The sequence below is a fragment of the Pseudomonas sp. FW305-25 genome, assembly GCF_017351415.1.
Classification (GTDB): Bacteria; Pseudomonadota; Gammaproteobacteria; order Pseudomonadales; family Pseudomonadaceae; genus Aquipseudomonas; species Aquipseudomonas chlororaphis.
Genome location: NZ_JACNDE010000051.1, coordinates 17462 through 39911, shown reverse-complemented (window position 1 = coordinate 39911; position 22450 = coordinate 17462). Strand labels below are relative to the sequence as shown.

Sequence of the window (22450 nt, the reverse complement as noted above, 5' to 3'; positions counted from 1 at the left end):
ATCGCCGCGCGCGCGTCGCCGTATTCGATGGCCGAGGAGCGTGTCGTCGAGCCGCTCTGCTGGCGCACCCGCTCCACATAGTCCTTGTCGAACAGGTTGTTGACGTTCAGCTGCAGGTCGAGGTTGTGGTTGACCTTGTAGCCGAGCATGGCGTTGTGCACCCAGTAGGCATCCAGCTTGGCGCGGGTGCTGGAGCTGACGTTGCGCTCGCTGACATAACGAGTGCCGTAACCCAGGGTCCAGCCGGCCGGCAGTTCATAGGTGGTCCACAGGTTGAGCGAGCGCGGCGGCGTGTTGCCCAGGGCCTGGCCCTTGCGCGCGATGCCCGAGGCGGTGTTCGCCGCGTTGAGGATCTCACTGTCGAGGAAGGTGTAGTTGGCGAACACATCCCACTGCTCGCTGACATGCCCGGTGACGCCGACTTCCACACCTTGCACCCGCTGCTTGCCGGCCAGTTGGGTCGAACCGTCGGCCATGGTTTCCCGGGCGTTGCTCTTCTCTACGCGAAACAGTGCGGCGTCCAGCTCCAGGCGCTTGTCCAGCAGCTCCCACTTGGTGCCCAGTTCCCAGGTCTCGTTCTTCTCCGGCGCCAGGTCCTGGTTGCCCTTGCTCAAGCCGCCGCCGGTGGAGGCCAGGTTCTCGGCGGAAGGGTTGAAGGAATTGCCCCAGGCGGCATAGATGCGCCCGTTCTCGGTCGGCTTGAACACCAGCCCGGTGCGCGCGCTGGCCTTGTTCGTGTCCGAGGCCAGGCTGTCGCTCTTCACATGGCTGGCCGAGTATTTGTCGACATCGCCCTTGATCTTGTCGTAGCGCAGGCCGAAGTTGAGGTCCCAGCGCTCGCTCAGGGCGATGTTATCGAACAGGTAGTACGCCTGGCCCTTGAGGGTGGTTTCGGTGTAGCCGCTGGTGGCCTTGTTGACCGGGCCGTTCCAGCGCCCGGGCGGGCTGCCCAGGGCGTAGCCGTTGCGCGGATACAGGGCCGTGCTCAGGCCATGGTTGTAGGTCTTCAGGTCGAGGGTTTCCCGCGAAAGTTCCAGGCCCGCCACCAGGTCGTGGCGCATGCCGGCGAACTCGAAGTCGCCGATCAGGTTGCTCTGGTTGATCCACATTTCGGTGGTGGCGTCGCGCCCGTAGGCCTGGGGCCCGGCCGGGCGGTAGCGGCCCGCCGGCAGGCCACTGGTGTTGACATGGGACGCCGAGACGACGGTGTCGCGCGCGGTGCGGCTGTAGCGCGTGAGGTTCTGCAGGCGCAGGTGGTCGTTGAAGTCATGCTCGAAGTCGGCGGTGAAGGCGTTCTGTTCGATCTCTTCCTTGTCGAGGTTCTTCCAGCCGAAATAGGCATCGCGCTTGACCCCGGCCAGCTTCTTGCCGTCGAGCGCCGGCACGCCATAGTCCGGCAGGTTGTCGTCGCTCTGGTGGAAGGCGCTGAGGGTCAGCCGGGTGGCGTCGCTGAAGCCCAGGCGCAACGAGGGCGCGATGCCCCAGCGCTCGCGGTCGATTTTCTCGCGGCCGGGCACATCGTTCTGATGGCCCATCAGGTTGATCCGCACCGCGCTGTCCTGGCCGACACCTTCCAGCGGCTGGTTGCTGTCCAGCGTCAGGCGGTAGTAGTTGTCGCTGCCGAGGCTGCCGCCGAGGCGGGTGAAGGCCTGGTTCTTGGGCTGCTTGCTGACCACGTTGATGCTGCCGCCGGTGGTGCCGGCGCCGCCGAACACCGAGTTGGGGCCCTTGATGACTTCCACCTGCTCGACGTTGAAGGTGTCGGAACGGTTGGTCTGCGCGCTGTCGCGCAGGCCGTCGATCTGCATGTTGCTGTTGGCCGAGAAGCCGCGGATGTTGATGCTGTCCCCCGAGCCGCCACCGCCTTCGCCGGCATTGAAGGTGATGCCGGACACGTTCGACAGCACCTGGCGCAGGCTCAGCGCCTGTTGTTCCTGGATCAGCTTGGGCGGCACCACGGTGATGGTCTGCGGGGTGTCCAGCAGCGGCGCCACGTACTTGGCGGAGGCCGAGCGTTCGGTGCGGGAACCGGGTTGCTCGGCTTCGACCTTGATGTTGTCCAGTTGCAGGGATTTCTGCCGTTCGCCGGCTTCGGCCGCGCCGGCGCAGGAGGCCAGGGCAAGGCCCAGGGTAGAGGCCAGGAGGCGATGTTGTGGCAAGGCAGATGGGGCTTTCGTTTGCATAAGAAACGCTCTCTTTTTTTGTGAGAGTGAATCCTATTTGAGATTGATTGCTAAGAACGGCTGCGAGGGGGCTACTTGTGGCTATCCCGCGAAATTTAGGACGTTTCTAGAGGGAGCCCAGTAAAAGTCACTACTGGGTATCGGACGTATGCTGCACTTTAGATAAAAGCGCTCTGGCTTTTTACCGGTCACTGCCTAAGATGACCGGCCATCTCTTTATGCAGGAAGCCGTTCAGCGCGATGTCGGAAAAAGACACCATCTCCATGCAACTGGTGCGCGAAGCGCTGCTGCAAAGCTGCGCCCCGGGTGCCACCAGCGATGAAGTGCTGCTCAAGGCCGGTATCGACCCGGCCCAGCTGGACGTCAGCGCCGCCCGCGTGCCCGCGCTGGCCTATGCCCGGCTGTGGCGCCTGCTGGCCCGGCGCACGGACGACGAGTTCTTCGGCATGGACCCGCGCAAGCTGAAATCCGGCAGCCTGGCGTTTCTCTGTCGCACCGCCATGGCCCGTCAGAACCTGGCCGCGGGCCTGGAATCCGGGCTGGCGTTCCTGTCGCTGATGCTCGAACGGCTGCCGGCCCAATTGGTGCGCCAGCAGAGCCTGGCGGAGATCGTCCTGCTGGAGGATGAGCAGGCACCGCGCCGCGCCTTCACCTATTTCACCTACTGGATGATCGTCCACGGCGTGGCCTGCTGGCTGGCCGGGCGGCGCATCCCGATCCTGGCCATCGAGCTGCGCTGCCCGGAACCGGATTTCTGCGACGACTACCAGGTGATGTTCTCGCAGAACCTGCGCTTCGACCGGCCGCGCACGCGGATGATCATTGCCGCCGACTGCCTGGATCTGCCGATCAAGCGCAGTGACGAGGAGCTCAAGCGCTTCCTGGCCCAGGCGCCGGCCAACATCCTGGTCAAATACCGCGACCCAGAGAGCCTGGCCAGCCGCATCAAGCACGACCTGCGCCAGCTGCCCGCGGCCCAGTGGCCGGAAACCGAGAGCCTGGCCCACAGCCTGTGCATGTCGGCCTCGACCCTGCGCCGCCGCCTGGCGGAAGAAGGGCAGACCTACCAGGGACTCAAGGACGGGGTGCGCAAGGAGCTGGCGATCGCCTGGCTGGCCGAGCCGCAGATCAGCTTCACGGAAATCGCCAGCCGCCTGGGCTTCGCCGACGCCAGCTCGTTCTACAAGGCCTTTCGCAAGTGGTCTGGCTCCAACCCCGGGCACTACCGCAGCCTGATCCTCAACGACCCGACCTGAGCGCCTCCCTGCAGCCGCTGTCGCAGGCTGCGATCAACCGGAACGGTCGCAAAGGCGTGCAGCGCGGTGTCTCTGATGCACCGCGTCAAGGCTGATAGCGAGTCCTGCGGCCTCGATCGCAGCCTGCGGCAGCGGCTACGGGGAACCTGGGTAGCCGCTGCCGAGCAGCGCGAGGCTGCGATCGCAACGCAGTTGCCGCAAAACCTGAGCTTGCGGTGCGTCAGGCCGAACGCGCTACCCGGCTTGCGACCGCTGCGCAACCTCGCAGGCTCCGCAGCGGCCACGCCGGTTCCTGTAGCCGCTGCCGAGCAGCGCGAGGCTGCGATCGGCAACGCAGTTGCCGCAAAACCTGAGCTTGCGGTGCGTCAGGCAGAACGCGTCGCCCGGCTTGCGACCGCTGCGCGGTCGAACGCAGCCTCGCAGGCTCGGCAGCGGCTACAGGGGCTTGATCGCCATGGGGTTCTTGGCCAAACCAGTCACGCAACTTGAAAGCTTTGACCATTGTCCCGCCCTGGCCGTGGCGCCAGTATTTGCCCGATGTCTTTGTGGTTCCCATTGGTTCCCATCCTAATAAGAACAGCGAGGGATTCTGGCAATGCGCGATTACCTGTCTGCCACGGCACACTTCAATTATCAGCACACCGTCGACGCAGCCCTGCACGGCTCCTTGTCGGCCCTCAATGCCTGCATCGAATGCTGTGACCGGCACGCTTTGCCGGGGCGTATCGCGCTGTTCTGGGAGGGCCGCGATGGCAGTAGCGCGACCTACACCTTCAGCGAGTTGCAGGACCAGGCCGCGCGTTTCGCCAACTTCCTGCTGGCCCAGGGCGTGGGCCAGGGCGACAAGGTCGCCGGCCTGCTGCCGCGCAACGTCGAACTGTTGATCGCGGTACTCGCCACCTGGCGCATCGGCGCGGTCTACCAGCCGCTGTTCACCGCCTTCGGCCCCAAGGCCATCGAACACCGCCTGAACAGCTCCGGGGCCAAAGTGGTGGTGACCGACGCGGTCAACCGGCCAAAGCTCAATGAGGTGGCCGACTGCCCGACCATCGTCACGGTCGCGGGCGCCAAGGGCCAGGGCATCGTCCGCGGCGACTTCAGTTTCTGGGCCGAACTGGCCCATTACCCGGCGCAGTGCGAACCCGTGCTGCTGACCGGCGAAGACCCGTTCCTGCTGATGTTCACCTCCGGCACCACCGGCCCGTCCAAAGCCCTGTACGTACCGCTCAAGGCCATCGTCGCGTTCCAGAGCTACACCCGCGACGCCGTCGACCTGCGCCCCGAAGACACGTTCTGGAACGTCGCCGACCCGGGCTGGGCCTACGGCATCTATTTCGGCGTCACCGGCCCGCTGGGCCTGGGCCACCCGATCACCTTCTACGATGGGCCCTTCACCCTGGAAAGCACTTGCCGGGTGATCAACAAATACGGGATCAGCAACCTCACCGGTTCACCGACCGCGTATCGCCTGCTGATCGCCGGCGGCGACGAGTTCGCCCGCTCGATCAAGGGCAAGCTGCGCATCGTCAGCAGCGCCGGCGAGCCGTTGAACCCGGAGGTGATCCGCTGGTTCGCCGACAACCTTGGCGTGGTGATCCACGACCATTACGGCCAGACCGAGCTGGGCATGGTCCTGTGCAACCACCATGGCCTGGAGCACCCGGTGCATGTCGGCGCGGCCGGTTTCGCCTCGCCCGGCCACCGCATCGTGGTGCTCGACGAGCAGCACCAGGAACTCTCGGTCGGCCAGCCGGGGATCCTCGCCATCGACCGCAGCCAGTCGCCGATGTGCTGGTTCAACGGCTACCACGGCGTGGTGACCAAGGCCTTCGTCGGCAACTACTACCTCAGCGGCGACACCGTGGAGCTGAACCCGGACGGCAGCATCAGCTTCGTCGGGCGCAGCGACGACGTGATCACCACCTCCGGTTACCGGGTCGGCCCGTTCGACGTCGAGAGCGCGCTGATCGAGCACCCGGCGGTGGTCGAGGCGGCGGTGATCGGCAAGCCCGATCCGGAGCGCACCGAGCTGGTCAAGGCCTTCGTCGTGCTCAGCCCGCAGTACCGCGCCGCGCCGGAGCTGGCCGAAGAGCTGCGCCAGCATGTGCGCAAGCGCCTGGCCGCGCACTCGTACCCCCGTGAAATCGAATTTGTCAGCGAATTGCCGAAAACCCCAAGCGGCAAGTTGCAGCGCTTCATCCTGCGCAACCAGGAAATCGCCAAGGCTCAAGAGGCCGCGGCGCACAAGGCTTCGGCCTGAATTACCCAGGAACTCATGATGCACATCGAAAACAAGGTTTTTCTCGTCAGCGGCGGCGCTTCCGGTCTCGGTGCGGCCACCGCGCAGATGCTGGTCAAGGCCGGCGCCCAGGTGATGCTGGTGGATCTCAACGCCGAAGCTGTCGCGGCCCAGGCGCGCCAGCTCGGTTGCCAGAGCACGGTCGCCGATATCACTGACGAAGCGGCCGCCGAAGCGGCGGTGCAGGCCACGCTCAAGGCGTTCGGCGGCTTGCACGGGCTGGTCAACTGCGCCGGCATCGTGCGTGGCGAGAAGATCCTCGGCAAGCACGGCCCCCATGCCCTGGCCAGCTTCAGCCAGGTGATCAACGTCAACCTGATCGGCAGCTTCAACCTGATGCGCCTGGCCGCGGCGGCGATTGCCGAAGGCGAGCCGAACGCCGACGGCGAGCGCGGGGTGATCATCAACACCGCCTCGGCGGCGGCCTTCGACGGACAGATCGGCCAGGCCGCCTATGCCGCGTCCAAGGGTGCCATCGCCAGCCTGACCCTGCCGGCCGCCCGCGAGCTGGCGCGCTTCGGCATCCGGGTGATGACCATCGCCCCGGGCATTTTCGAAACCCCGATGATGGCCGGCATGAGCGACGAAGTCCGCGCTTCCCTGGCCGCCGGCGTGCCGTTCCCGCCACGCCTGGGTAAGCCGGACGAGTACGCCGCGCTGGTCGGGCATATCATTAACAACAGCATGCTCAATGGCGAGGTGATCCGTCTCGACGGCGCCTTGCGCATGGCAGCCAAGTAAAGAGGATTGATCATGAACCAGGATCCGATCGTTATCGTCAGCGCCGTCCGCACCCCCATGGGCGGCTTCCAGGGCGAACTGAAAAGCCTGACCGCGCCGCAGCTCGGCGCCGCCGCTATCCGTGCCGCCGTCGAGCGTGCCGGGGTGGCCAGTGACGGGGTCGATGAAGTGCTGTTCGGCTGCGTGCTGCCGGCCGGTCTCGGCCAGGCGCCGGCCCGTCAGGCGGCGCTGGGCGCCGGGCTGGACAAGGCCACCCGCTGCACCACCCTGAACAAGATGTGCGGCTCCGGCATGGCTGCGACCATCGCCGCCCACGACATGCTGCTGGCCGGCAGCGCCGACGTAGTGATCGCCGGCGGCATGGAAAGCATGTCCAACGCGCCGTACCTGCTGGATCGCGCTCGCAGCGGCTATCGCATGGGCCACGGGCGGGTGCTCGACCACATGTTCCTCGACGGCCTCGAAGACGCCTACGACAAGGGCCGCCTGATGGGCACCTTCGCCGAAGACTGCGCCGAGACCAACGGCTTCAGCCGCGAAGCCCAGGATGCCTTCGCCGTGGCCTCGCTGACCCGCGCCCAGCAGGCGATCAAGGACGGCAGCTTCAAGGCGGAAATCGTGCCGCTGCAGGTCACCGTCGGCAAGGAACAGCAGACCATCAGCGACGACGAACAGCCGCCCAAGGCCAGGCTGGACAAGATCGCCACACTGAAACCGGCGTTCCGCGACGGCGGCACCGTCACCGCGGCCAACTCCAGCTCGATCTCCGACGGCGCCGCGGCCCTGGTGCTGATGCGCCGTTCCGAGGCGGAGAAACGTGGCCTCAAACCGCTGGCGGTGATCCACGGTCACGCGGCGTTCGCCGATACCCCGGGGCTGTTCCCTGTAGCCCCAGTCGGCGCGATCAAGACGCTGCTGAAGAAAACCGGCTGGTCCATCGACCAGGTCGAGCTGTTCGAAATCAACGAAGCCTTCGCCGTGGTCAGCCTGGTCACCATGCAGAAGCTGGAAATCCCCCACGACAAGGTCAACGTCCACGGCGGCGCTTGTGCCCTGGGCCACCCGATCGGCGCGTCCGGCGCACGGATCCTCGTGACTCTGCTCTCGGCCCTGCGCCAGCAAGGCCTGAAACGCGGCGTCGCGGCCATCTGCATCGGTGGCGGCGAAGCCACGGCCATGGCCGTCGAATGCCTGTATTAAGGAATCAGCATGCTGCCTAATGACGAACAACAGCAGATCAGTGACGCGGCCCGGCAGTTCGCCCAGGAACGCCTGAAGCCGTTCGCCGCCGAATGGGACCGCGAGCATCGCTTCCCCCGCGAGGCCATCGGCGAGATGGCCGGGCTGGGCTTCTTCGGCATGCTGGTGCCGGAGCAGTGGGGCGGTTGCGACACCGGTTACCTGGCCTACGCCATGGCCCTGGAAGAGATCGCTGCCGGCGACGGCGCCTGCTCGACCATCATGAGCGTGCACAACTCGGTGGGGTGTGTGCCGATCCTCAAGTTCGGCAACGACGAGCAGAAGGAGCGTTTCCTCAAGCCCCTGGCCAGCGGCGCCATGCTCGGCGCCTTCGCCCTGACCGAACCCCAGGCCGGCTCCGACGCCAGCAGCCTGAAAACCCGCGCGCGGCGGGAGGGCGAGCATTACGTGCTCAACGGCTGCAAGCAGTTCATCACCTCCGGGCAGAACGCCGGGGTGGTGATCGTGTTCGCGGTGACCGACCCGGCGGCCGGCAAGCGCGGCATCAGCGCCTTTATCGTGCCCACCGACTCGCCGGGCTACAGCGTCGCGCGGGTGGAAGACAAGCTCGGCCAGCACGCCTCCGACACCTGCCAGATTCTCTTCGAGGACGTGAAGGTGCCGCTGGCCAACCGCCTGGGCGAGGAGGGCGAGGGCTACAAGATCGCCCTGGCCAACCTCGAAGGCGGTCGCGTGGGCATCGCTTCGCAATCGGTGGGCATGGCCCGCGCGGCTTTCGAGGCCGCCCGTGACTACGCCCGCGAACGGCAGAGCTTCGGCAAGCCGATCATCGAGCATCAGGCGGTGGCTTTCCGCCTGGCGGACATGGCCACCCAGATCGCCGTGGCGCGGCAGATGGTGCACTACGCCGCGGCCTTGCGCGACAGCGGCAAGCCGGCGCTGGTGGAGGCGTCGATGGCCAAGCTGTTCGCCTCGGAAATGGCCGAGAAGGTCTGTTCCGCCGCCTTGCAAACCCTGGGCGGCTATGGCTACTTGAACGACTTTCCGCTGGAGCGCATCTACCGCGATGTGCGGGTCTGCCAGATCTACGAAGGCACCAGCGACATTCAGCGCATGGTCATTTCGCGCAACCTCTGACTTTTAGCAGGAGCTGATCCATGAGTTACGAAACCATTCTGTTGGAGATCAAGGACCGCGTCGGCCTGATCACCCTCAATCGCCCGCAGGCGCTGAACGCCCTCAACGCGCAGATCGTCAGCGAAGTGAACCAGGCCCTGGACAGCCTGGAAGCCAATCCTCAGATCGGCTGCATCGTCCTCACCGGCTCGAAGAAGGCCTTCGCCGCCGGCGCCGACATCAAGGAAATGGCCGAGCTGACCTACCCGCAGATCTACATGGACGACCTGTTCAGCGACAGCGACCGGGTGGCCAACCGGCGCAAGCCGATCATCGCCGCGGTCAACGGTTTTGCCCTGGGCGGTGGCTGTGAACTGGCGTTGATGTGCGACTTTATCCTGGCCGGCGACAACGCCAAATTCGGCCAGCCGGAAATCAACCTCGGGGTGTTGCCGGGCATGGGCGGCACCCAGCGCCTGACCCGCGCCGTGGGCAAGGCCAAGGCCATGGAAATGTGCCTGACCGGGCGTTTTATCGATGCGGTGGAAGCCGAGCGTTGCGGCATCGTCGCGCGCATCGTGCCGGCCGACGAGCTGTTGGACGAGGCGTTGAAAGTCGCGGCGCTGATCGCCGGCAAATCGGTGCCGGTGAGCATGATGATCAAGGAAAGCGTGAACCGCGCCTTCGAAGTCAGCCTCTCGGAAGGCGTGCGTTTCGAGCGCAGGGTGTTCCATGCGGCCTTCGCCACCGAGGATCAGAAGGAAGGCATGGCGGCGTTCATCGCCAAGCGTGAGGCGCAGTTCAAGGACAAATAGTCCGGGTTGTCGCTAGCCATGAAAAATCGCAGCCTTGGCTGCGATTTTTTTTGTGTGGTGTTTGTACGGACGCTATCGCGGGCAGCGTGTGTGCCTGTAGCCGCTGGCGCAGCCTGCGATCGAGGCCGAAGGACTCGCTGTCGGCCTTCGCGGTTCATATACCGAACCGCGTTGCCCGCCTTGCGACCGTCCCGGTCGATCGCAGGCTGCGCCAGCGGCTACATCGGTTGGCGGGGGGTGAAATGCTTTCGCGGGCAAGCCTCGCTCCTACGGGGTTGTGTTGTTTGCGTCATAGCGCGCCTGTAGGAGCGAGGCTTGCCCGCGAAGCTTTTGGGGTCACAACAGATAGTGCTTCAACTCCCGGGCGATCAGCATGCGCTGGATCTCGCTGGAGCCTTCGTAGATCTGGGTGATCCGCGCGTCCCGGTAGTAGCGCTCCACCGGGTAGTCCTCGAGGTAGCCGTAGCCGCCGTGAATCTGGATCGCCGAGGAGCAGACCTTCTCGGCCATTTCCGAGGCGAACAGCTTGGCCTGGGAGGCTTCCGACAGGCACGGCTGGCCGGCGCTGCGCAGGCGCGCGGCATGCAGGATCAGCAGGCGCGCGGCGTTGAGGCGGGTGTGCATGTCGGCCAGCAGGTTGGCGATGCTCTGGTGCTCGATGATCGGCTTGTCGAACTGCACCCGCTCGCGAGCGTAGGCCAGCGCCGCTTCGAACGCGGCACGGGCGATACCCAGGGCCTGGGCGGCGATGCCGATGCGACCGCCTTCGAGGTTGGACAAGGCGATGGCCAGGCCCTTGCCGCGCTCGCCCAGCAGGTTGGCTTCGGGGACGGTGCACTGGTTGAAGGTCACCGCGCAGGTGTCCGAGGCGCGGATGCCCATCTTGTGTTCGCTGCGGTCAACCACGAATCCCGGGGTGTCGGTGGGCACCAGGAACGCTGACAGGCCTTTCTTGCCCAGCTCCGGATCGGTCACCGCGAAGACGATGGCCAGCTTGGCGCGCCTGCCGTTGCTGACGAACTGCTTGGCGCCGTTGATCACCCACTGGCCGTCCTTGAGTTCGGCGCGGGTGCGCAGGTTGTGGGCTTCGGAACCGGCCTGGGGTTCGGTCAGGCAGAAGCAGCCGATTGCCTGGCCGCTGGCCAGGTCCGCCAGCCAGGTCTGTTTCTGTTCCGTGCTGCCGTAGTTGAGGATCGGCCCGCAGCCCACCGAGTTGTGGATGCTCATCAGCGCACCGGTGGCGCCGTCGCCGGCGGAGATTTCTTCCACCGCCAGGGCGTAGGCCACGTAGTCGACGTAGGTGCCGCCCCATTCCTCGGGCACCACCATGCCCAGCAGGCCCAGTTCGCCCATCTTCGCCACCAGGGTGTCGTCGATCCAGCCGGCCTTTTCCCAGGCCTGGGCATGGGGGGCGATTTCACCGCGGGCGAAGTCCCGGGCCATGTCGCGGATCATCACCTGCTCTTCGCTCAATTCAATGTCGTGCATGGCTCAGCTCCGGCTGGGGTCGAAAGCGCTGAAGAAACTCGCCACATGCGCGGCGTCCAGCGCCTGCAGGGTCGGTGGGTTCCAGCGTGGGTTCTTGTCTTTGTCGATCAGCAGGGCGCGCACGCCCTCGATCAGGTCGCCGCGCTCGAACCACTGGCGGTCCAGGTGCAGCTCCAGGGCGAAACACTGTTCCAGGCTCAGCTGGCGGCCGCGCCGGAGCATTTCCAGGGTCACGGCCATGGCCAGGGGCGAGCGGGTCGACAACAGGTCGGCAGTGCTGGTGGCCCATTCATGAGTATCGCCCAGGGTCACTTCGCGCAGTTGCTGCACGATGCTCGGTACATCGGCCTGGGCAAAGAAGTGGTCGACGGCCGGGCGCAGCGCCGCCAGTGGCGCATCCGGCAGTTGCTGCACACCGAGCTTGGCCAGCAGGCCCTGCAGGTCCTTGAGCGGGGTGTCGTGCCATTGCAGGTTGTCCAGGCGCTGGTCCAGCAGGCTCAGCTGGTCGCTCTCCAGGTACCAGTCCGCCAGCCCGCAGTACAGGGCGTCGGCGGCGCGGATCTGCACGCCGCTGACCCCCAGGTAGATGCCCAGCTCGCCGGGGATGCGCGACAGGAAATAACTGCCGCCGACATCCGGGAAATAACCGATGCCGACCTCCGGCATCGCCAGGCGGCTGCGCTCGGTGACCAGCCGCAGGTCGGCGCCCTGGACCAGGCCCATGCCGCCGCCGAGGACAAAACCGTCCATCAGCGCCAGCACCGGCTTGCGGTAACGGTGGATCGCCAGGTCCAGCGCGTATTCCTCGACGAAGAATTCCTCGTGCAGGGTCTGACCGTTCTGGTAGCTGTCGTACAGGGTGCGGATATCGCCACCGGCGCAGAAGGCCTTTTCGCCGGCGCCGCGCAGGACCACCGCGTGCACCTGCGGGTCCTGGGCCCAGGCATCGAGCTGGCGTTGCAGGGTGCGCACCATGCCGAGGGTGATGGCATTGAGGCCGACGGGGCGGTTGAGGGTCAGGTGACCGATGTGGTTGCGGACTTCGGCCAGCACGTCCTGTGGCGAGGCCTCGACCGACGTGGCGCCGGCGTCTCGCGTGGCCTGGGATGGAACCTGAGCAGTCATCACTAACTCCCTGCTTTTATTGTTCTTTATAGGTGTGTTCGCGCGCGAACGATGAGGGATCGTAACAGTGCAAATTTGCCATGTACAACCCGGATAACTGCAGGTTGGCTGTGCATTTTTGCATGAGGCGCAGCCGTCTTCGATGCTGCTTGTGGTGATCCGGGGCCCGTCGGAGCGGGATCGCGACAGAATCGGCTGTGAGCGAGCCGTTATCAGCTGATTCAGGCTGTCCGGGCGGCCCGTTACGACACCCCGGGCCATTCATCTGTTGGCATTCTGGCCACCCGTTGCAGACGCTGGCCGCCAGCGCCGCGAGCGGGAAAGGCACGGTCGCAGGCCGACCGGCGCCGCCCCCAAAACAATAACAACCCTGCTGCGGTGGACACCGCACCGACTCTCTGCCCCTGTCAAAAAGTGTGCTTCGGCCCTGCGCCGGAACACGATAAATCCAAATACTCCGGGACTCTGAAGATGATCAATAAATGGCTGGCTGTGCCTGTACTGGCGTTGGCATTCTGTTCGGCGGGCGCAAGCGCCAAGGAATGGAAAGAGCTGCGATTCGGCGTCAACCCAAGCTATCCACCGTTCGAATCGACCACCGCCGACGGTGGCGTGCAAGGTTTCGGCGTGGACCTGGGCAATGCGATCTGTGCCGAGCTCAAGGTCAAGTGCGTGTGGGTCAGCAACGATTTCGACGGGCTGATCCCGGCGCTCAAGGCCGGCAAGTTCGACGCCATCGAATCCTCGATGACTGTCACCGAGGCGCGCAAGAAACAGATCGACTTCACCGACCGGCTGTACGCCGGCCCAACCGCCATCGTCACCCGCAAGGACTCTGGCCTGGAACCCACCGCCGAATCCCTCAGGGGCAAGACCATCGGCTACATGCAGGGCACCATCCAGGAAACCTACGCCAAGGCCAAGCTGGCCCCCGGCGGGGTGAAACTGCGGGCCTACCAGAACCAGGACCAGGTGTACGCCGACCTGGTGTACGGCCGCCTCGATGCGTCGATCCAGGACAAGCTGCAAGCGCAGATGAGTTTCCTCGCTTCGCCCCAGGGTGCCGACTTCCAGAACAGCCAGGGCATCAGCGACCCCCTGGTGCCCGCGGAAATCGCCATCGGTATCCGCAAGGACCAGGAAGAACTCAAGGGCATGCTCAATGCCGCGATCAAGGCCCTGCATGAGAAGGGCATCTACGCACAGATCCAGCGCAAATACTTCGGCGACCTGGACCTCTACAACAACTGATTCCCACGCCCTGGGCCCTGTGTCGTGACACCACGACGCAGGGCCTGGCCGTGGCGCATTCAAGGTGACTGGCGTGAATACCTTCCTGAATCTTTTCGGCCTGGACCTCTCGGCTCTGCAAGGCTATGGCCCACTGTTGCTGCATGGCACCTGGGTGACCCTGAAACTCTCGGCGCTGTCGTTGCTGGTGAGCATGCTCCTGGGCCTGTTCGGCGCGGCGGCCAAGCTGTCGCCGCTGCGCCTGTTCAACTTGCCGGCGACCTTCTATACCACGCTGATCCGTGGCGTGCCGGACCTGGTGCTGATGCTGCTGATCTTCTACAGCCTGCAAGGCTGGCTCAGCAGCCTCACCGAGTTCATGGGCTGGCCCTACATGGAGATCGATCCGTTCGTGGCCGGCATCGTCACCCTGGGTTTTATCTATGGCGCGTACTTCACCGAGACCTTCCGCGGCGCGATCCTCAGCGTGCCGCGGGGCCAGCAGGAGGCCGGTGCGGCCTTTGGCCTGAGCCGCTGGCAGCGGTTTCGCCTGGTGGTCTTCCCGCAAATGATGCGGTTCGCCTTGCCGAGCCTGGGCAACAACTGGCTGGTGCTGCTCAAGGCCACGGCGCTGGTGTCGATCATCGGCCTGTCGGACCTGGTCAAGGTGGCCCAGGAGGCCGGCAAGAGCACCTTCAATATGCTGGATTTCCTGCTCCTGGCCGGTGCCCTGTACTTGTTGATCACCAGTGCTTCGAACTATCTGCTGCGGGTACTCGAGCGGCGTTATAACCAGGGTGTGCGGGGGCTGTCGCGATGATCGAGCTGATTCAGGAATACTGGAAACCCTTTCTGTTCAGCGACGGCTATGGCCTCACCGGGCTGGCCATGACCCTGTGGCTGCTGGTGGCGAGCATCGCCCTGGGTTTCGTCCTGTCGCTGCCGCTGGCGATCATGCGCACCTCGCGCTGGGCCCTGGTGCGCTGGCCGGTGCAGCTGTTCACCTACGTGTTTCGTGGCACGCCGCTGTATATCCAATTGCTGATTTGCTACAGCGGCATCTACGGCATCGCCGCGGTGCGTTCCCAGCCCTTGCTGGAAGCCTTCTTCCGCGACGCGATGAACTGCACCTTGCTGGCCTTCACCCTGAATACCTGCGCCTACACGGTGGAGATCTTCGCCGGGGCGATCCGCAGCATTCCCTACGGTGAAATCGAGGCCGCCCATGCCTACGGGCTCAGCGGCTGGCGCCTGTACCTGCGGTTGATCCTGCCGTCGGCGTTGCGCCGGGCGCTGCCGTACTACAGCAACGAAGTGATCCTGATGCTGCACGCCACCTCCGTGGCCTTCACTGCGACCATCCCGGACATTCTCAAGGTGGCGCGGGACGCCAACGCCGCGACCTTCATGACCTTCCAGGCGTTCGGCATTGCCGGCCTGTTGTACCTGGGCCTGTCCTTCGGCCTGGTCGGCGCCTTTCGCCTGGCGGAGCGCCGCTGGCTGAGTTTCCTCGGGCCGGCGCACTGAGGCTTTTCTCCCTTTCCCGTGCGGGGTGTCGCGCCGATGGCGACGCTCCAGGAGTGTTCCATGTACAAATTGAGCGTTGAAAATCTCTACAAGCGGTTTGGTGACAACGAAGTGCTCAAGGGCGTCTCGTTACAGGCTCGTGCTGGCGACGTGGTGAGCATGATCGGCGCCAGCGGTTCGGGCAAAAGCACTATGCTGCGCTGTATCAACTTCCTGGAACGCGCCGACGAGGGCCACATCGAGCTGGACGGCGAGCGTATCGCCACCCGTTCCGCCCCCGGCGGCATGCGTGTCGCCAGCCCGGCCCAGTTGCAGCGCCTGCGCACGCGTCTGGCCATGGTGTTCCAGCACTTCAACCTGTGGAGCCACCTGACCGTGCTGGAGAACATCATGCTGGCGCCATGCCGGGTGCTGGGCAACAGCCGCAAGGAAGCCGAGGCCAGCGCCCGGGCCTACCTGGACAAGGTGGGTTTGCCGCAGCGGGTTGCCGAGCAGTACCCGGCCTTTCTCTCCGGCGGCCAGCAGCAGCGGGTGGCGATTGCCCGGGCGCTGGCGGTGGAACCGGAGATCCTGCTGTTCGACGAGCCGACCTCGGCCCTGGACCCGGAGCTGGTGGGCGAAGTGCTCAAGGTGATCCAGGCGCTGGCGGAGGAAGGGCGCACCATGCTGATGGTGACCCACGAAATGGGCTTCGCCCGCCAGGTCTCCAGCCAGGTGCTGTTCCTGCACCAGGGGCGGGTGGAAGAGCAGGGCGATGCGACTATTCTCGATCGCCCGCAGAGTGAACGTTTACAGCAGTTTTTATCCGGCCGTTTGAAGTGAGGCAAGACATCCATGGCGGACATCCGCGACCTGTCGATCGTGCTTGATCGGATCGATCAGGCCATCATCGAGGTGCTGCGCCACGAAGGGCGCATCACCTACCAGAAACTCTCCGAGCGCGTGCACCTGACTCCCAGGCCGTGCCTGGAACGGGTGCGCAAGCTCGAACAGCTGGGCGTCATCCGTGGCTACGGGGCGATTCTCGACGAGAAGAAACTCACGCCCGGCCTGTCGCTGCTGGTCCTGGTCGCGTTGTCCAACCAGAGCGGGCGCGCCGCGCAGAAGGCTTTCGAGGCCAAGGTCCGCGCCTGTCCGCAGGTGCTCGAATGCCGGCTGATCAGCGGCGCCTTCGACTACAGCCTGCGCATGCGCTGCCGCGACATGGAGCATTACCGGGTGCTGACAGAGGTCTGGTTCGACGACCCGGACCTGCATATCGACAAGCTGGTCAGCCACCCCGAACTGGCGATGGTCAAGACCACCATGGAATAGGCCGCGCCAGCGGCCTTAAAAGCATCGCGGGCAAGCCTCGCTCCTACAGACGCCGCAATCTTCTGTAGGAGCGAGGCTTGCCCGCGATGACGTTTTCCCGTTCAAAAAACATCTGAGATTCAGCCCACCGAATCGGCTGCCGCACAGCCTTCTTTCAGCCATTTCCTGCATGGCAGGCCCCACGGATCAGCCGGGTTTTCTCGCGGCCCGAACAGACAATGAGCACCTCTCAACCCTCATCGAATCTGTGCCCCATGCAAACCACCAATACTGTTTTGATGATTCGCCCGACGCGTTTTTCCTTCAACCAGGACACCGCGGCGAACAACCGCTTCCAGCGTCCCGCGGCCTGTTCCGAGGACGTGCAGATCAAGGCCCTGCAAGAGTTCGACGGCTATGTCGCGGCGCTACGGGCCGAGGGCGTGACTGTCATGGTGCACAACGACGCCGAGGCCCCGCACACCCCGGATTCGATCTTTCCCAACAACTGGTGGAGCAGCCACCCGGACGGCACCCTGGTGCTGTACCCGATGCAGGGTCACAACCGCCGCCTGGAGCGCGACAAGGGTGTGCTCGACTGGCTGCGCGAGGAGTACCGGGTCGAGCGACTGCTGGACCTGTCCAGCCTGGAACAGCAGGAAGTATTCCTCGAAGGCACCGGCAGCATGGTCCTGGATCGCGAACAGCGGATCTGCTACGCCGGTTATTCCACCCGCACCCATGCCCGGGCCCTGGACCAGCTGGTCGCGCACCTGGGCTACGAGCTGTGCGCGTTCAACGCCGTCGACCGCCAGGGCGTGGCCATCTACCACACCAACGTGATGATGAGCGTTGGCAGCCGCCTGGCCGTGGCCTGCCTGGAGTCCCTCAGCGATGCCGGTGAACGCCGGGCGCTGCGTTCGCGCCTGGAAAGCAGCGGCAAGCAGATCATGGCCCTGAGCTGGGACCAGTTGGAGTCCTTCGCCGGCAACATGCTCGAAGTGCGCAACGCCGCCGGCGAGCCGCTGCTGGTGATGTCGCGCACCGCCTGGAATTCCCTGGATAGCGAGCAGCGCCGTCTGGTCGAGCGCCACGCCAGGCCGTTGCCGGTGAACATCGACACCATCGAACGCATTGGCGGCGGCAGTGCCCGCTGCATGCTCGCCGAAGTCTATCTGCCCCAACGCCAACCTCACCTGGAGCACGCGCGATGATCGTTCGTCCTGCCACCCTGAATGACCTGCCGGCCTTGCTGGCCCTGGCCCACAGCGCCGGAACCGGCCTGACCACCTTGCCCGCCGACGCCGTGCGCCTGCGCCAGCGCCTGGAATGGGCGGAAAAGACCTTCGCCGGCGACGCCGAGCGGGCCGATGCCGACTACCTGTTCGTGCTCGAGGGCGACAGCGGCGAGGCCGTGGGCATCTGCGCCCTGGCCGGCGCCGTGGGCATGCGCGAGCCCTGGTACAACTACCGGCTCGGGCTGTTTGTCGCCGCGTCGAAAAACCTCGGGATCAACCAGCAGTTGCCGACCCTGTTCCTGGGCAACGACATGACCGGTCACTCCGAGCTGTGTTCGCTGTTTCTTCATGCCGATCACCGCAGCGGCCTCAATGGCCGATTGCTGTCCAAGGCGCGTTTCCTGTTCCTGGCCGAGTTCCGCCAGCACTTCGGCGACAAGGTGATCGCCGAGATGCGCGGCTATTCCGACGCGGACGGCGTGTCGCCATTCTGGGAAGGGCTGGGCCGGCATTTCTTCAAGATGGACTTCGCCGACGCCGACTACCTCACCGGCCTGGGCAACAAGACCTTTATCGCCGAGCTGATGCCCAAGTTCCCATTGCCCACCTGCCTGCTGCCGGAGTCGGCCCGGGCGGCGATCGGCCGGGTGCACCCCAACACCGAGCCGGCCCTGGGCATGCTCAAGGCCGAGGGGTTCGGCTTCAAGGACTACATCGACATCTTCGACGGCGGGCCGCTGATCGAATGCGATACCCGCGAGATTCGCGCGGTGCGCGACAGCCAGGTGCTGCAACTGAGCATCGGCACCCCGGGCGAGCAGGCCGAACCCTACCTGATTCACAACCGCCAGTTCGCCACCTGCCGGATCACCGCGGCGCCGGCCCGGGTCGCTGCCGGCACCCTGATCGTCGATGCGAGCACCGCGCAGACCCTGGGCCTGGCAGCCGGGGCCTCGGTACGCGCGGTCAGCCTGGCGGTGCCGGAGCGGCAATTGTCCGCGGCGTAGGCGCACCGGACGACGAGCGCCGCTACAATGGCGCTCGACTTTCGTGCCCCAGAGGCAACATGGACATCGACCTGGCCCGCACCTTTTTGCAAATCGTCCGCAGCGGCAGCCTGATCGCCGCGGCCGAACGCTTGCACCTGACCCAGACCGCGATCAGCGCCCGGGTGCAGAACCTCGAAGGCCAGCTCAACTGCAAGCTGTTCGTGCGCAACCGCGCCGGGGCCCGGCTGACCGCCGACGGCGAAGCGTTCATCGTCTACGCCAACCAGCTGGTGCAGACCTGGGAAGCCGCCCAGCGCGACCTGCCGCTGCTGGCCGGTTATCGCAACGTGCTGCACATCGGCGGTGAAGTCAGCCTGTGCAACCCGCTGATGCTCAACTGGGTAAGGCGCTTGCGCCAAGCGATTCCCAGCCACGCGGTGCGCAGCCAGATCGCCGAGGGCGCGAGCCTGCAACGCCAGCTGGAACTTGGCGTGCTGGACGCCGCGCTGGTGTTCCAGCCGGTGTACGGGCCGGGGTTGCAGGTCGAGCAGTTGCTGGAGGAAAAGCTGATCCTGGTGCGCCTGGCCGGCAAACCCGAGCCTTATGTGTACATCGACTGGGGCGAGGATTTCCGCCGCCAGCACGACGCGGCGCTGCCGGACCAGGCCAAGGCCGCGGTGGGTTTCAACCTCGGGCCGCTGGCCTTGCAGTTCATTCTCGAAGGCGGTGGCAGCGGCTACTTCCGCACCCGGGTGGTGCAAAGCTACCTGGACAGCGGCGTGCTGGAACGGGTGGAAAAGGCTCCGGAGTTCAACTTCCCGACCTACCTGCTGTACGCCCGCGAACGGGATTCGGCGCAGCTGCAGCAGGCCTTCGAGGTGCTGCGCGAAGTCATCGCCAGCGACACCGACTGGTCGCAGCGCTGGGACCCGATGATCTGAGTCGTAAAACGCGGCGCCTGGTCTTACGACCGCTTCGCGCTCGAGCGCAGCCTGCGGCAGCGGCTACAGGGATTGCGGAGCCCGTGTAGCCGCTGCCGAGCCCGCGAGGCTGCGATCGGCAACGCAGTTGCCGCAAAACCTGGGTTCGCGATCTGTCCGGGTAACCCGATCACACCCGCGGCGCCAACACCTCGCCAATACTGCGCCGGCGCGCATGGGCCTCACTGGCGTGGATCAGTTGTTCCAGATCTTGCGGGGTGACATCGAAGAATTCCTGCATTTCATCCAGCGCCAGCTTCAGGTCGGCGGCGGTGATGGCCTGGGTATCGCTCGGCGGATGGTCGGCGGGCAATTGGGTCGCGGGTTCGCTCTGGCCCTTGGGGTAGCGGATGCGGGTCAGGTTGTTGTAGGCCAGGGCGCTGAGCAACAGGCACAGGGCCGCCAGCATCACCGGGCCGAGGGCCTGCCAGTCGAGGGCGATGGTGGCCGGGTCGGCCAGCACCATCGTCAGGGCCACCGCGCCGGCCGGCGGATGCAGGCAGCGCAGCCAGCACATCAGCACCAGGGACATGCCGGCGGCCAGGCAGGCGCTGCCCAGGGTACGCCCGAGCACATGGGCCACCAGCAACGCCAGGACGGCGGCGCACAGGTAGCCGCCGAGGATCGACCAGGGTTGCGCCAGCGCCCCCGACGACACCGCGAACAGCAGCACCGCCGAAGCCCCCAGCGGCCCGATCAGGTGCAGCGCCACCTCCATGCCGAACACCCGGCCGCACAACCAGACACTGAACAGCGTGCCCAAGGCCATGCCGATCGCGGCGCGGCTCCATTCCGAGGGGCGGGTATTGATGGCGGCGGGTTTCCAGCGAGCGAGCATGACGAAGCGATCCAATTCCGGTTTTGCGGGCAAAAAGAAGGGCTTGTCTGGAGCACCAGAAAGCCCTGAAACGTTCCAACATTTGGGGGGAGGAACCGGCACAGTGTGCCGATCAAACCAAACGCCTACAAATTCATAATAATGCTGTTTAAGTGCATTATTTTTGTACTGTGGCGGCCTGGGCCACCCGCCGTCCGCTCATGAAACACAGCAGGCCGCCCAGGGCGGTCAAGCTGCTCAGGGCATAGAACATGGTCGGCGCCGGGGTATGCACCAGCAGGTAGCCGCAGATCACCGGGCTCAAGGCGCCACCCAGGGCTGCGAGGTTCTGCGCGCCGTAATAGCTGCCGCGCAGGGCCTCGGGGGCCAGGGTGTCGATGAACAGGAACTCCGCCGGGTAGATGATCATCTCGCCAAGGGTGAAGACGAACATCGCCAGGCACCAGCCCAGCAGGCTGTCGGCCAGGCTGAAGCCGATCAGGCCGAGGATGAACAGGCTGGTGCCGACGGCGATCCAGTAGCGCAGCTGTTCGCGCTTGAGGAAACGGCCGATCTGGTACTGCAGCAGGATCACGCTGATGGCGTTGCAGGCCAGCAGGGCGGCCATGGTGTCGAGGGCGCTTTTCGCGTCTTCGGTGACCAGCAGGTACTGCGACAGGTACAGGGTGAAGCGCCCATGGACGATGGTGCTGAGCAGGCAGCCGCAGGTGAACATGATCAGCGTGCGGTCGTTTTTCAGGGTCACCAGGGTGTCGAGGAAACTCTGCGGCTTGCTCAGCGAGGGCAGGCCCGGCGTGGCTGGAATGCCGCGCATCAGCAGGGTGCTGAGAAAGGCAATGGCACCGGCGATCAGGAACGGTGCCAGCGGCAGGTGCCCGGCGATCACCACGCCGAGCATGGGGCCGGTGGCGTAGCCGATATTGGTCAGGGTGTAGCGCAGGGAGAACACCCTGGCCCGCTGACTCACCGGCAGGTTTTCGCTGATGATCGCCTTGGAGCCGATCAGGAACAGCGCCGAGGCGGTTTCGGTGATCACCAGGATCGCGGTGGTCAGGTAGAGGTTGTGGGCGAAGGTCAGCAGCACAAAGCCGATGCCGCTGGAGAGCATGCTCAGGATCAGCAGCCGGCGCTTGTCCAGGCGATCGAGGATGTAGCCGCCATACAGCGCGAGCAGCGTGGCGATGAACACCGCGACCCCCAGCAGCAGGCCGACGTCCTGCTGGTCGAGGCCGAGTTTTTCGCTGAGGAACAGGGTGAGCAGGGGGCTGGTGATGGCGCGACTGACGACAATGGTCAGCGAGCAGATCATCAGGCGGCGGATAACCAGCGAGTAAGTGGCCACGGTGGTGCACGAGTCCTTGTTGTCTGAGTGGGCGACAATCCCTAGCGATCCTGCAGCCCCAGGCTTGCCATCCTCTGACAGTTGCGCGAGCACTTCAAGACAGGCCCGCACCCCATCTCAAATACCGCACCCATCTTCCGTAGGAGCGAAGCTTGCTCGCGATAAGGCCGGCACATGCACCATCGATTTACCTGGCAGGCCGTCATCGCGAGCAAGCTTCGCTCCTACAGTTGCATGGGGTGGGCAGGCAGTGTCAGGCGCATGGCGCAGCGCCGGGCCGCCGGCAGGCCATGGCGAGCTTCCTCGACCAGCACCTGCCGCAGGCGCGGCCCTAATTGCTCGGCTTCCAGGGTGACGAAGCCACAGCGCTGGTAGAAGGGTTCGTTCCACGGCAACTGGCGGAAGGTGCTCAGGGTCAGGGCGCTGAACCCCTGCTGGCGCGCCTGTTCGCCCACCGTCTGCAGCAGGCGGCGGCCGATGCCGCGCCCTTGGGCGGCGCTGGCGACCGAGATCTCCCAGATATGCAGCGCGTCGGCGCAGGCTTCGGCGTCGAGGAAAGCGCACACCTCTTGGTCGAGCACCGCCACCCACACCCGCTGCTGGCGGATATGTGCGCGGTGCTGCGCGGCGTCGGGCACCTCGGCATCGGCCAGCCAGGCCAGTTCGGGGTCGCGGCGAAACAGCGCGGCGGCGCTGCGTTCGATGGCGGGGAGCAGGGTGGCATCGGCCTCTGTGGCCAGGCGGATTTGCAGAGTCATGGGGCGCGAGTGTAAGGAGCCAGGGCGCGAC

The 22450-nt window shown here is 65.4% G+C and carries 21 protein-coding genes; 15 read left to right on the top strand and 6 right to left on the bottom strand.

From position 1 onward, the window contains the following. The coding region (locus J4E58_RS29575) for a TonB-dependent siderophore receptor (protein WP_207255350.1) at positions 1–2183 on the bottom strand (2183 nt) is incomplete at its 3' end. Between the two features lie 240 nt (positions 2184–2423). Here J4E58_RS29575 and J4E58_RS29570 point away from each other — a divergent pair. The 7 genes from J4E58_RS29570 (at position 2424) to J4E58_RS29540 (ending at position 9611) form a co-directional block, all read left to right on the top strand. Then, entirely contained in the window at positions 2424–3440 is a 1017-nt protein-coding gene (locus J4E58_RS29570) for an AraC family transcriptional regulator (RefSeq protein ID WP_087091011.1), read from the top strand. Positions 3441–3515: 75 nt separating this feature from the next. Beyond that, positions 3516–3929 carry a hypothetical protein gene (locus J4E58_RS29565; protein ID WP_087091010.1) on the top strand — a complete coding sequence of 138 codons (414 nt, stop codon included), beginning with the start codon at positions 3516–3518 and terminating at the stop codon, positions 3927–3929. Between the two features lie 106 nt (positions 3930–4035). After that, a complete protein-coding gene (locus J4E58_RS29560; protein ID WP_087091009.1) occupies positions 4036–5700 on the top strand; it encodes an AMP-binding protein in 1665 nt (554 codons plus the stop codon). Positions 5701–5718: 18 nt separating this feature from the next. Beyond that, positions 5719–6480, top strand: coding sequence for an SDR family NAD(P)-dependent oxidoreductase (locus J4E58_RS29555; RefSeq protein ID WP_087091008.1), 762 nt, complete (start codon positions 5719–5721; stop codon positions 6478–6480). A gap of 9 nt (positions 6481–6489) precedes the next feature. Then, positions 6490–7680, top strand: coding sequence for an acetyl-CoA C-acyltransferase (locus J4E58_RS29550; RefSeq protein WP_172962994.1), 1191 nt, complete (start codon positions 6490–6492; stop codon positions 7678–7680). Between the two features lie 9 nt (positions 7681–7689). After that, entirely contained in the window at positions 7690–8817 is a 1128-nt protein-coding gene (locus tag J4E58_RS29545; RefSeq protein ID WP_007925734.1) for an acyl-CoA dehydrogenase, read from the top strand. Positions 8818–8837: 20 nt separating this feature from the next. After that, on the top strand, positions 8838–9611 hold the full coding sequence (locus J4E58_RS29540; RefSeq protein ID WP_087091006.1) for an enoyl-CoA hydratase: 774 nt from the start codon (positions 8838–8840) through the stop codon (positions 9609–9611). A gap of 336 nt (positions 9612–9947) precedes the next feature. Here J4E58_RS29540 and J4E58_RS29535 read toward each other — a convergent pair whose 3' ends face one another. Both J4E58_RS29535 and J4E58_RS29530 read right to left on the bottom strand, forming a co-directional pair. After that, a complete protein-coding gene (locus J4E58_RS29535; protein WP_087091005.1) occupies positions 9948–11099 on the bottom strand; it encodes an acyl-CoA dehydrogenase family protein in 1152 nt (383 codons plus the stop codon). 3 nt (positions 11100–11102) lie between these two features. Next, the gene (locus J4E58_RS29530) at positions 11103–12224 is read right to left on the bottom strand and encodes an enoyl-CoA hydratase/isomerase family protein (RefSeq protein ID WP_087091004.1); all 1122 of its coding nucleotides are present in this window, start codon (positions 12222–12224) and stop codon (positions 11103–11105) included. A gap of 471 nt (positions 12225–12695) precedes the next feature. Here J4E58_RS29530 and J4E58_RS29525 point away from each other — a divergent pair, with 471 nt between their 5' ends. The 8 genes from J4E58_RS29525 to J4E58_RS29490 all read left to right on the top strand — a co-directional run bounded on the left by J4E58_RS29525 (position 12696) and on the right by J4E58_RS29490 (position 19442). After that, on the top strand, positions 12696–13475 hold the full coding sequence (locus tag J4E58_RS29525) for a transporter substrate-binding domain-containing protein (RefSeq protein WP_087091003.1): 780 nt from the start codon (positions 12696–12698) through the stop codon (positions 13473–13475). 73 nt (positions 13476–13548) lie between these two features. After that, positions 13549–14274, top strand: coding sequence for an ABC transporter permease (locus J4E58_RS29520; RefSeq protein ID WP_087091002.1), 726 nt, complete (start codon positions 13549–13551; stop codon positions 14272–14274). After that, complete coding sequence (locus J4E58_RS29515; RefSeq protein ID WP_087091001.1) at positions 14271–14981, top strand: ABC transporter permease; 711 nt, start codon at positions 14271–14273, stop codon at positions 14979–14981. The genes J4E58_RS29520 and J4E58_RS29515 overlap by 4 nt, the downstream gene beginning before the upstream one ends. A gap of 60 nt (positions 14982–15041) precedes the next feature. Next, positions 15042–15803 carry an ABC transporter ATP-binding protein gene (locus J4E58_RS29510; RefSeq protein WP_087091000.1) on the top strand — a complete coding sequence of 254 codons (762 nt, stop codon included), beginning with the start codon at positions 15042–15044 and terminating at the stop codon, positions 15801–15803. Positions 15804–15815: 12 nt separating this feature from the next. Beyond that, complete coding sequence (locus tag J4E58_RS29505) at positions 15816–16295, top strand: Lrp/AsnC family transcriptional regulator (RefSeq protein ID WP_007974731.1); 480 nt, start codon at positions 15816–15818, stop codon at positions 16293–16295. A 254-nt stretch (positions 16296–16549) separates the two neighbouring features. Next, complete coding sequence (gene ctlX / locus J4E58_RS29500; RefSeq protein WP_087090999.1) at positions 16550–17488, top strand: citrulline utilization hydrolase CtlX; 939 nt, start codon at positions 16550–16552, stop codon at positions 17486–17488. Continuing rightward, positions 17485–18519 carry an arginine N-succinyltransferase gene (astA, locus tag J4E58_RS29495; RefSeq protein WP_087090998.1) on the top strand — a complete coding sequence of 345 codons (1035 nt, stop codon included), beginning with the start codon at positions 17485–17487 and terminating at the stop codon, positions 18517–18519. Before ctlX ends, astA begins: the two co-directional genes overlap by 4 nt. Positions 18520–18578: 59 nt before the next feature. Continuing rightward, entirely contained in the window at positions 18579–19442 is an 864-nt protein-coding gene (locus J4E58_RS29490; protein ID WP_007925718.1) for a LysR family transcriptional regulator, read from the top strand. A 169-nt stretch (positions 19443–19611) separates the two neighbouring features. Here J4E58_RS29490 and J4E58_RS29485 read toward each other — a convergent pair whose 3' ends face one another. The 3 genes from J4E58_RS29485 to J4E58_RS29475 all read right to left on the bottom strand — a co-directional run bounded on the left by J4E58_RS29485 (position 19612) and on the right by J4E58_RS29475 (position 22419). Next, positions 19612–20319: an HPP family protein gene (locus J4E58_RS29485; RefSeq protein WP_007925711.1), complete on the bottom strand. Its 708-nt coding sequence runs from the start codon at positions 20317–20319 to the stop codon at positions 19612–19614. A gap of 157 nt (positions 20320–20476) precedes the next feature. Then, entirely contained in the window at positions 20477–21661 is a 1185-nt protein-coding gene (locus J4E58_RS29480; protein WP_087090997.1) for an MFS transporter, read from the bottom strand. Positions 21662–21885: 224 nt separating this feature from the next. Beyond that, positions 21886–22419, bottom strand: coding sequence for a GNAT family N-acetyltransferase (locus J4E58_RS29475; protein ID WP_087090996.1), 534 nt, complete (start codon positions 22417–22419; stop codon positions 21886–21888). Positions 22420–22450: the final 31 nt, after the last annotated feature.

Excerpts from the sequence above, each read along its gene's own strand:
- J4E58_RS29570 (WP_087091011.1), top strand. The coding sequence starts at position 2,424 with ATGTCGGAAAAAGACACCATCTCCATGCAACTGGTGCGCGAAGCGCTG.
- J4E58_RS29565 (WP_087091010.1), top strand. The coding sequence starts at position 3,516 with ATGCACCGCGTCAAGGCTGATAGCGAGTCCTGCGGCCTCGATCGCAGC.
- J4E58_RS29560 (WP_087091009.1), top strand. The coding sequence starts at position 4,036 with ATGCGCGATTACCTGTCTGCCACGGCACACTTCAATTATCAGCACACC.
- J4E58_RS29555 (WP_087091008.1), top strand. The coding sequence starts at position 5,719 with ATGCACATCGAAAACAAGGTTTTTCTCGTCAGCGGCGGCGCTTCCGGT.
- J4E58_RS29545 (WP_007925734.1), top strand. The coding sequence starts at position 7,690 with ATGCTGCCTAATGACGAACAACAGCAGATCAGTGACGCGGCCCGGCAG.
- J4E58_RS29540 (WP_087091006.1), top strand. The coding sequence starts at position 8,838 with ATGAGTTACGAAACCATTCTGTTGGAGATCAAGGACCGCGTCGGCCTG.
- J4E58_RS29535 (WP_087091005.1), bottom strand. The coding sequence starts at position 11,099 with ATGCACGACATTGAATTGAGCGAAGAGCAGGTGATGATCCGCGACATG.
- J4E58_RS29530 (WP_087091004.1), bottom strand. The coding sequence starts at position 12,224 with ATGACTGCTCAGGTTCCATCCCAGGCCACGCGAGACGCCGGCGCCACG.
- J4E58_RS29525 (WP_087091003.1), top strand. The coding sequence starts at position 12,696 with ATGATCAATAAATGGCTGGCTGTGCCTGTACTGGCGTTGGCATTCTGT.
- J4E58_RS29515 (WP_087091001.1), top strand. The coding sequence starts at position 14,271 with ATGATCGAGCTGATTCAGGAATACTGGAAACCCTTTCTGTTCAGCGAC.
- J4E58_RS29510 (WP_087091000.1), top strand. The coding sequence starts at position 15,042 with ATGTACAAATTGAGCGTTGAAAATCTCTACAAGCGGTTTGGTGACAAC.
- J4E58_RS29505 (WP_007974731.1), top strand. The coding sequence starts at position 15,816 with ATGGCGGACATCCGCGACCTGTCGATCGTGCTTGATCGGATCGATCAG.
- ctlX (WP_087090999.1), top strand. The coding sequence starts at position 16,550 with ATGCAAACCACCAATACTGTTTTGATGATTCGCCCGACGCGTTTTTCC.
- astA (WP_087090998.1), top strand. The coding sequence starts at position 17,485 with ATGATCGTTCGTCCTGCCACCCTGAATGACCTGCCGGCCTTGCTGGCC.
- J4E58_RS29490 (WP_007925718.1), top strand. The coding sequence starts at position 18,579 with ATGGACATCGACCTGGCCCGCACCTTTTTGCAAATCGTCCGCAGCGGC.
- J4E58_RS29485 (WP_007925711.1), bottom strand. The coding sequence starts at position 20,319 with ATGCTCGCTCGCTGGAAACCCGCCGCCATCAATACCCGCCCCTCGGAA.
- J4E58_RS29475 (WP_087090996.1), bottom strand. The coding sequence starts at position 22,419 with ATGACTCTGCAAATCCGCCTGGCCACAGAGGCCGATGCCACCCTGCTC.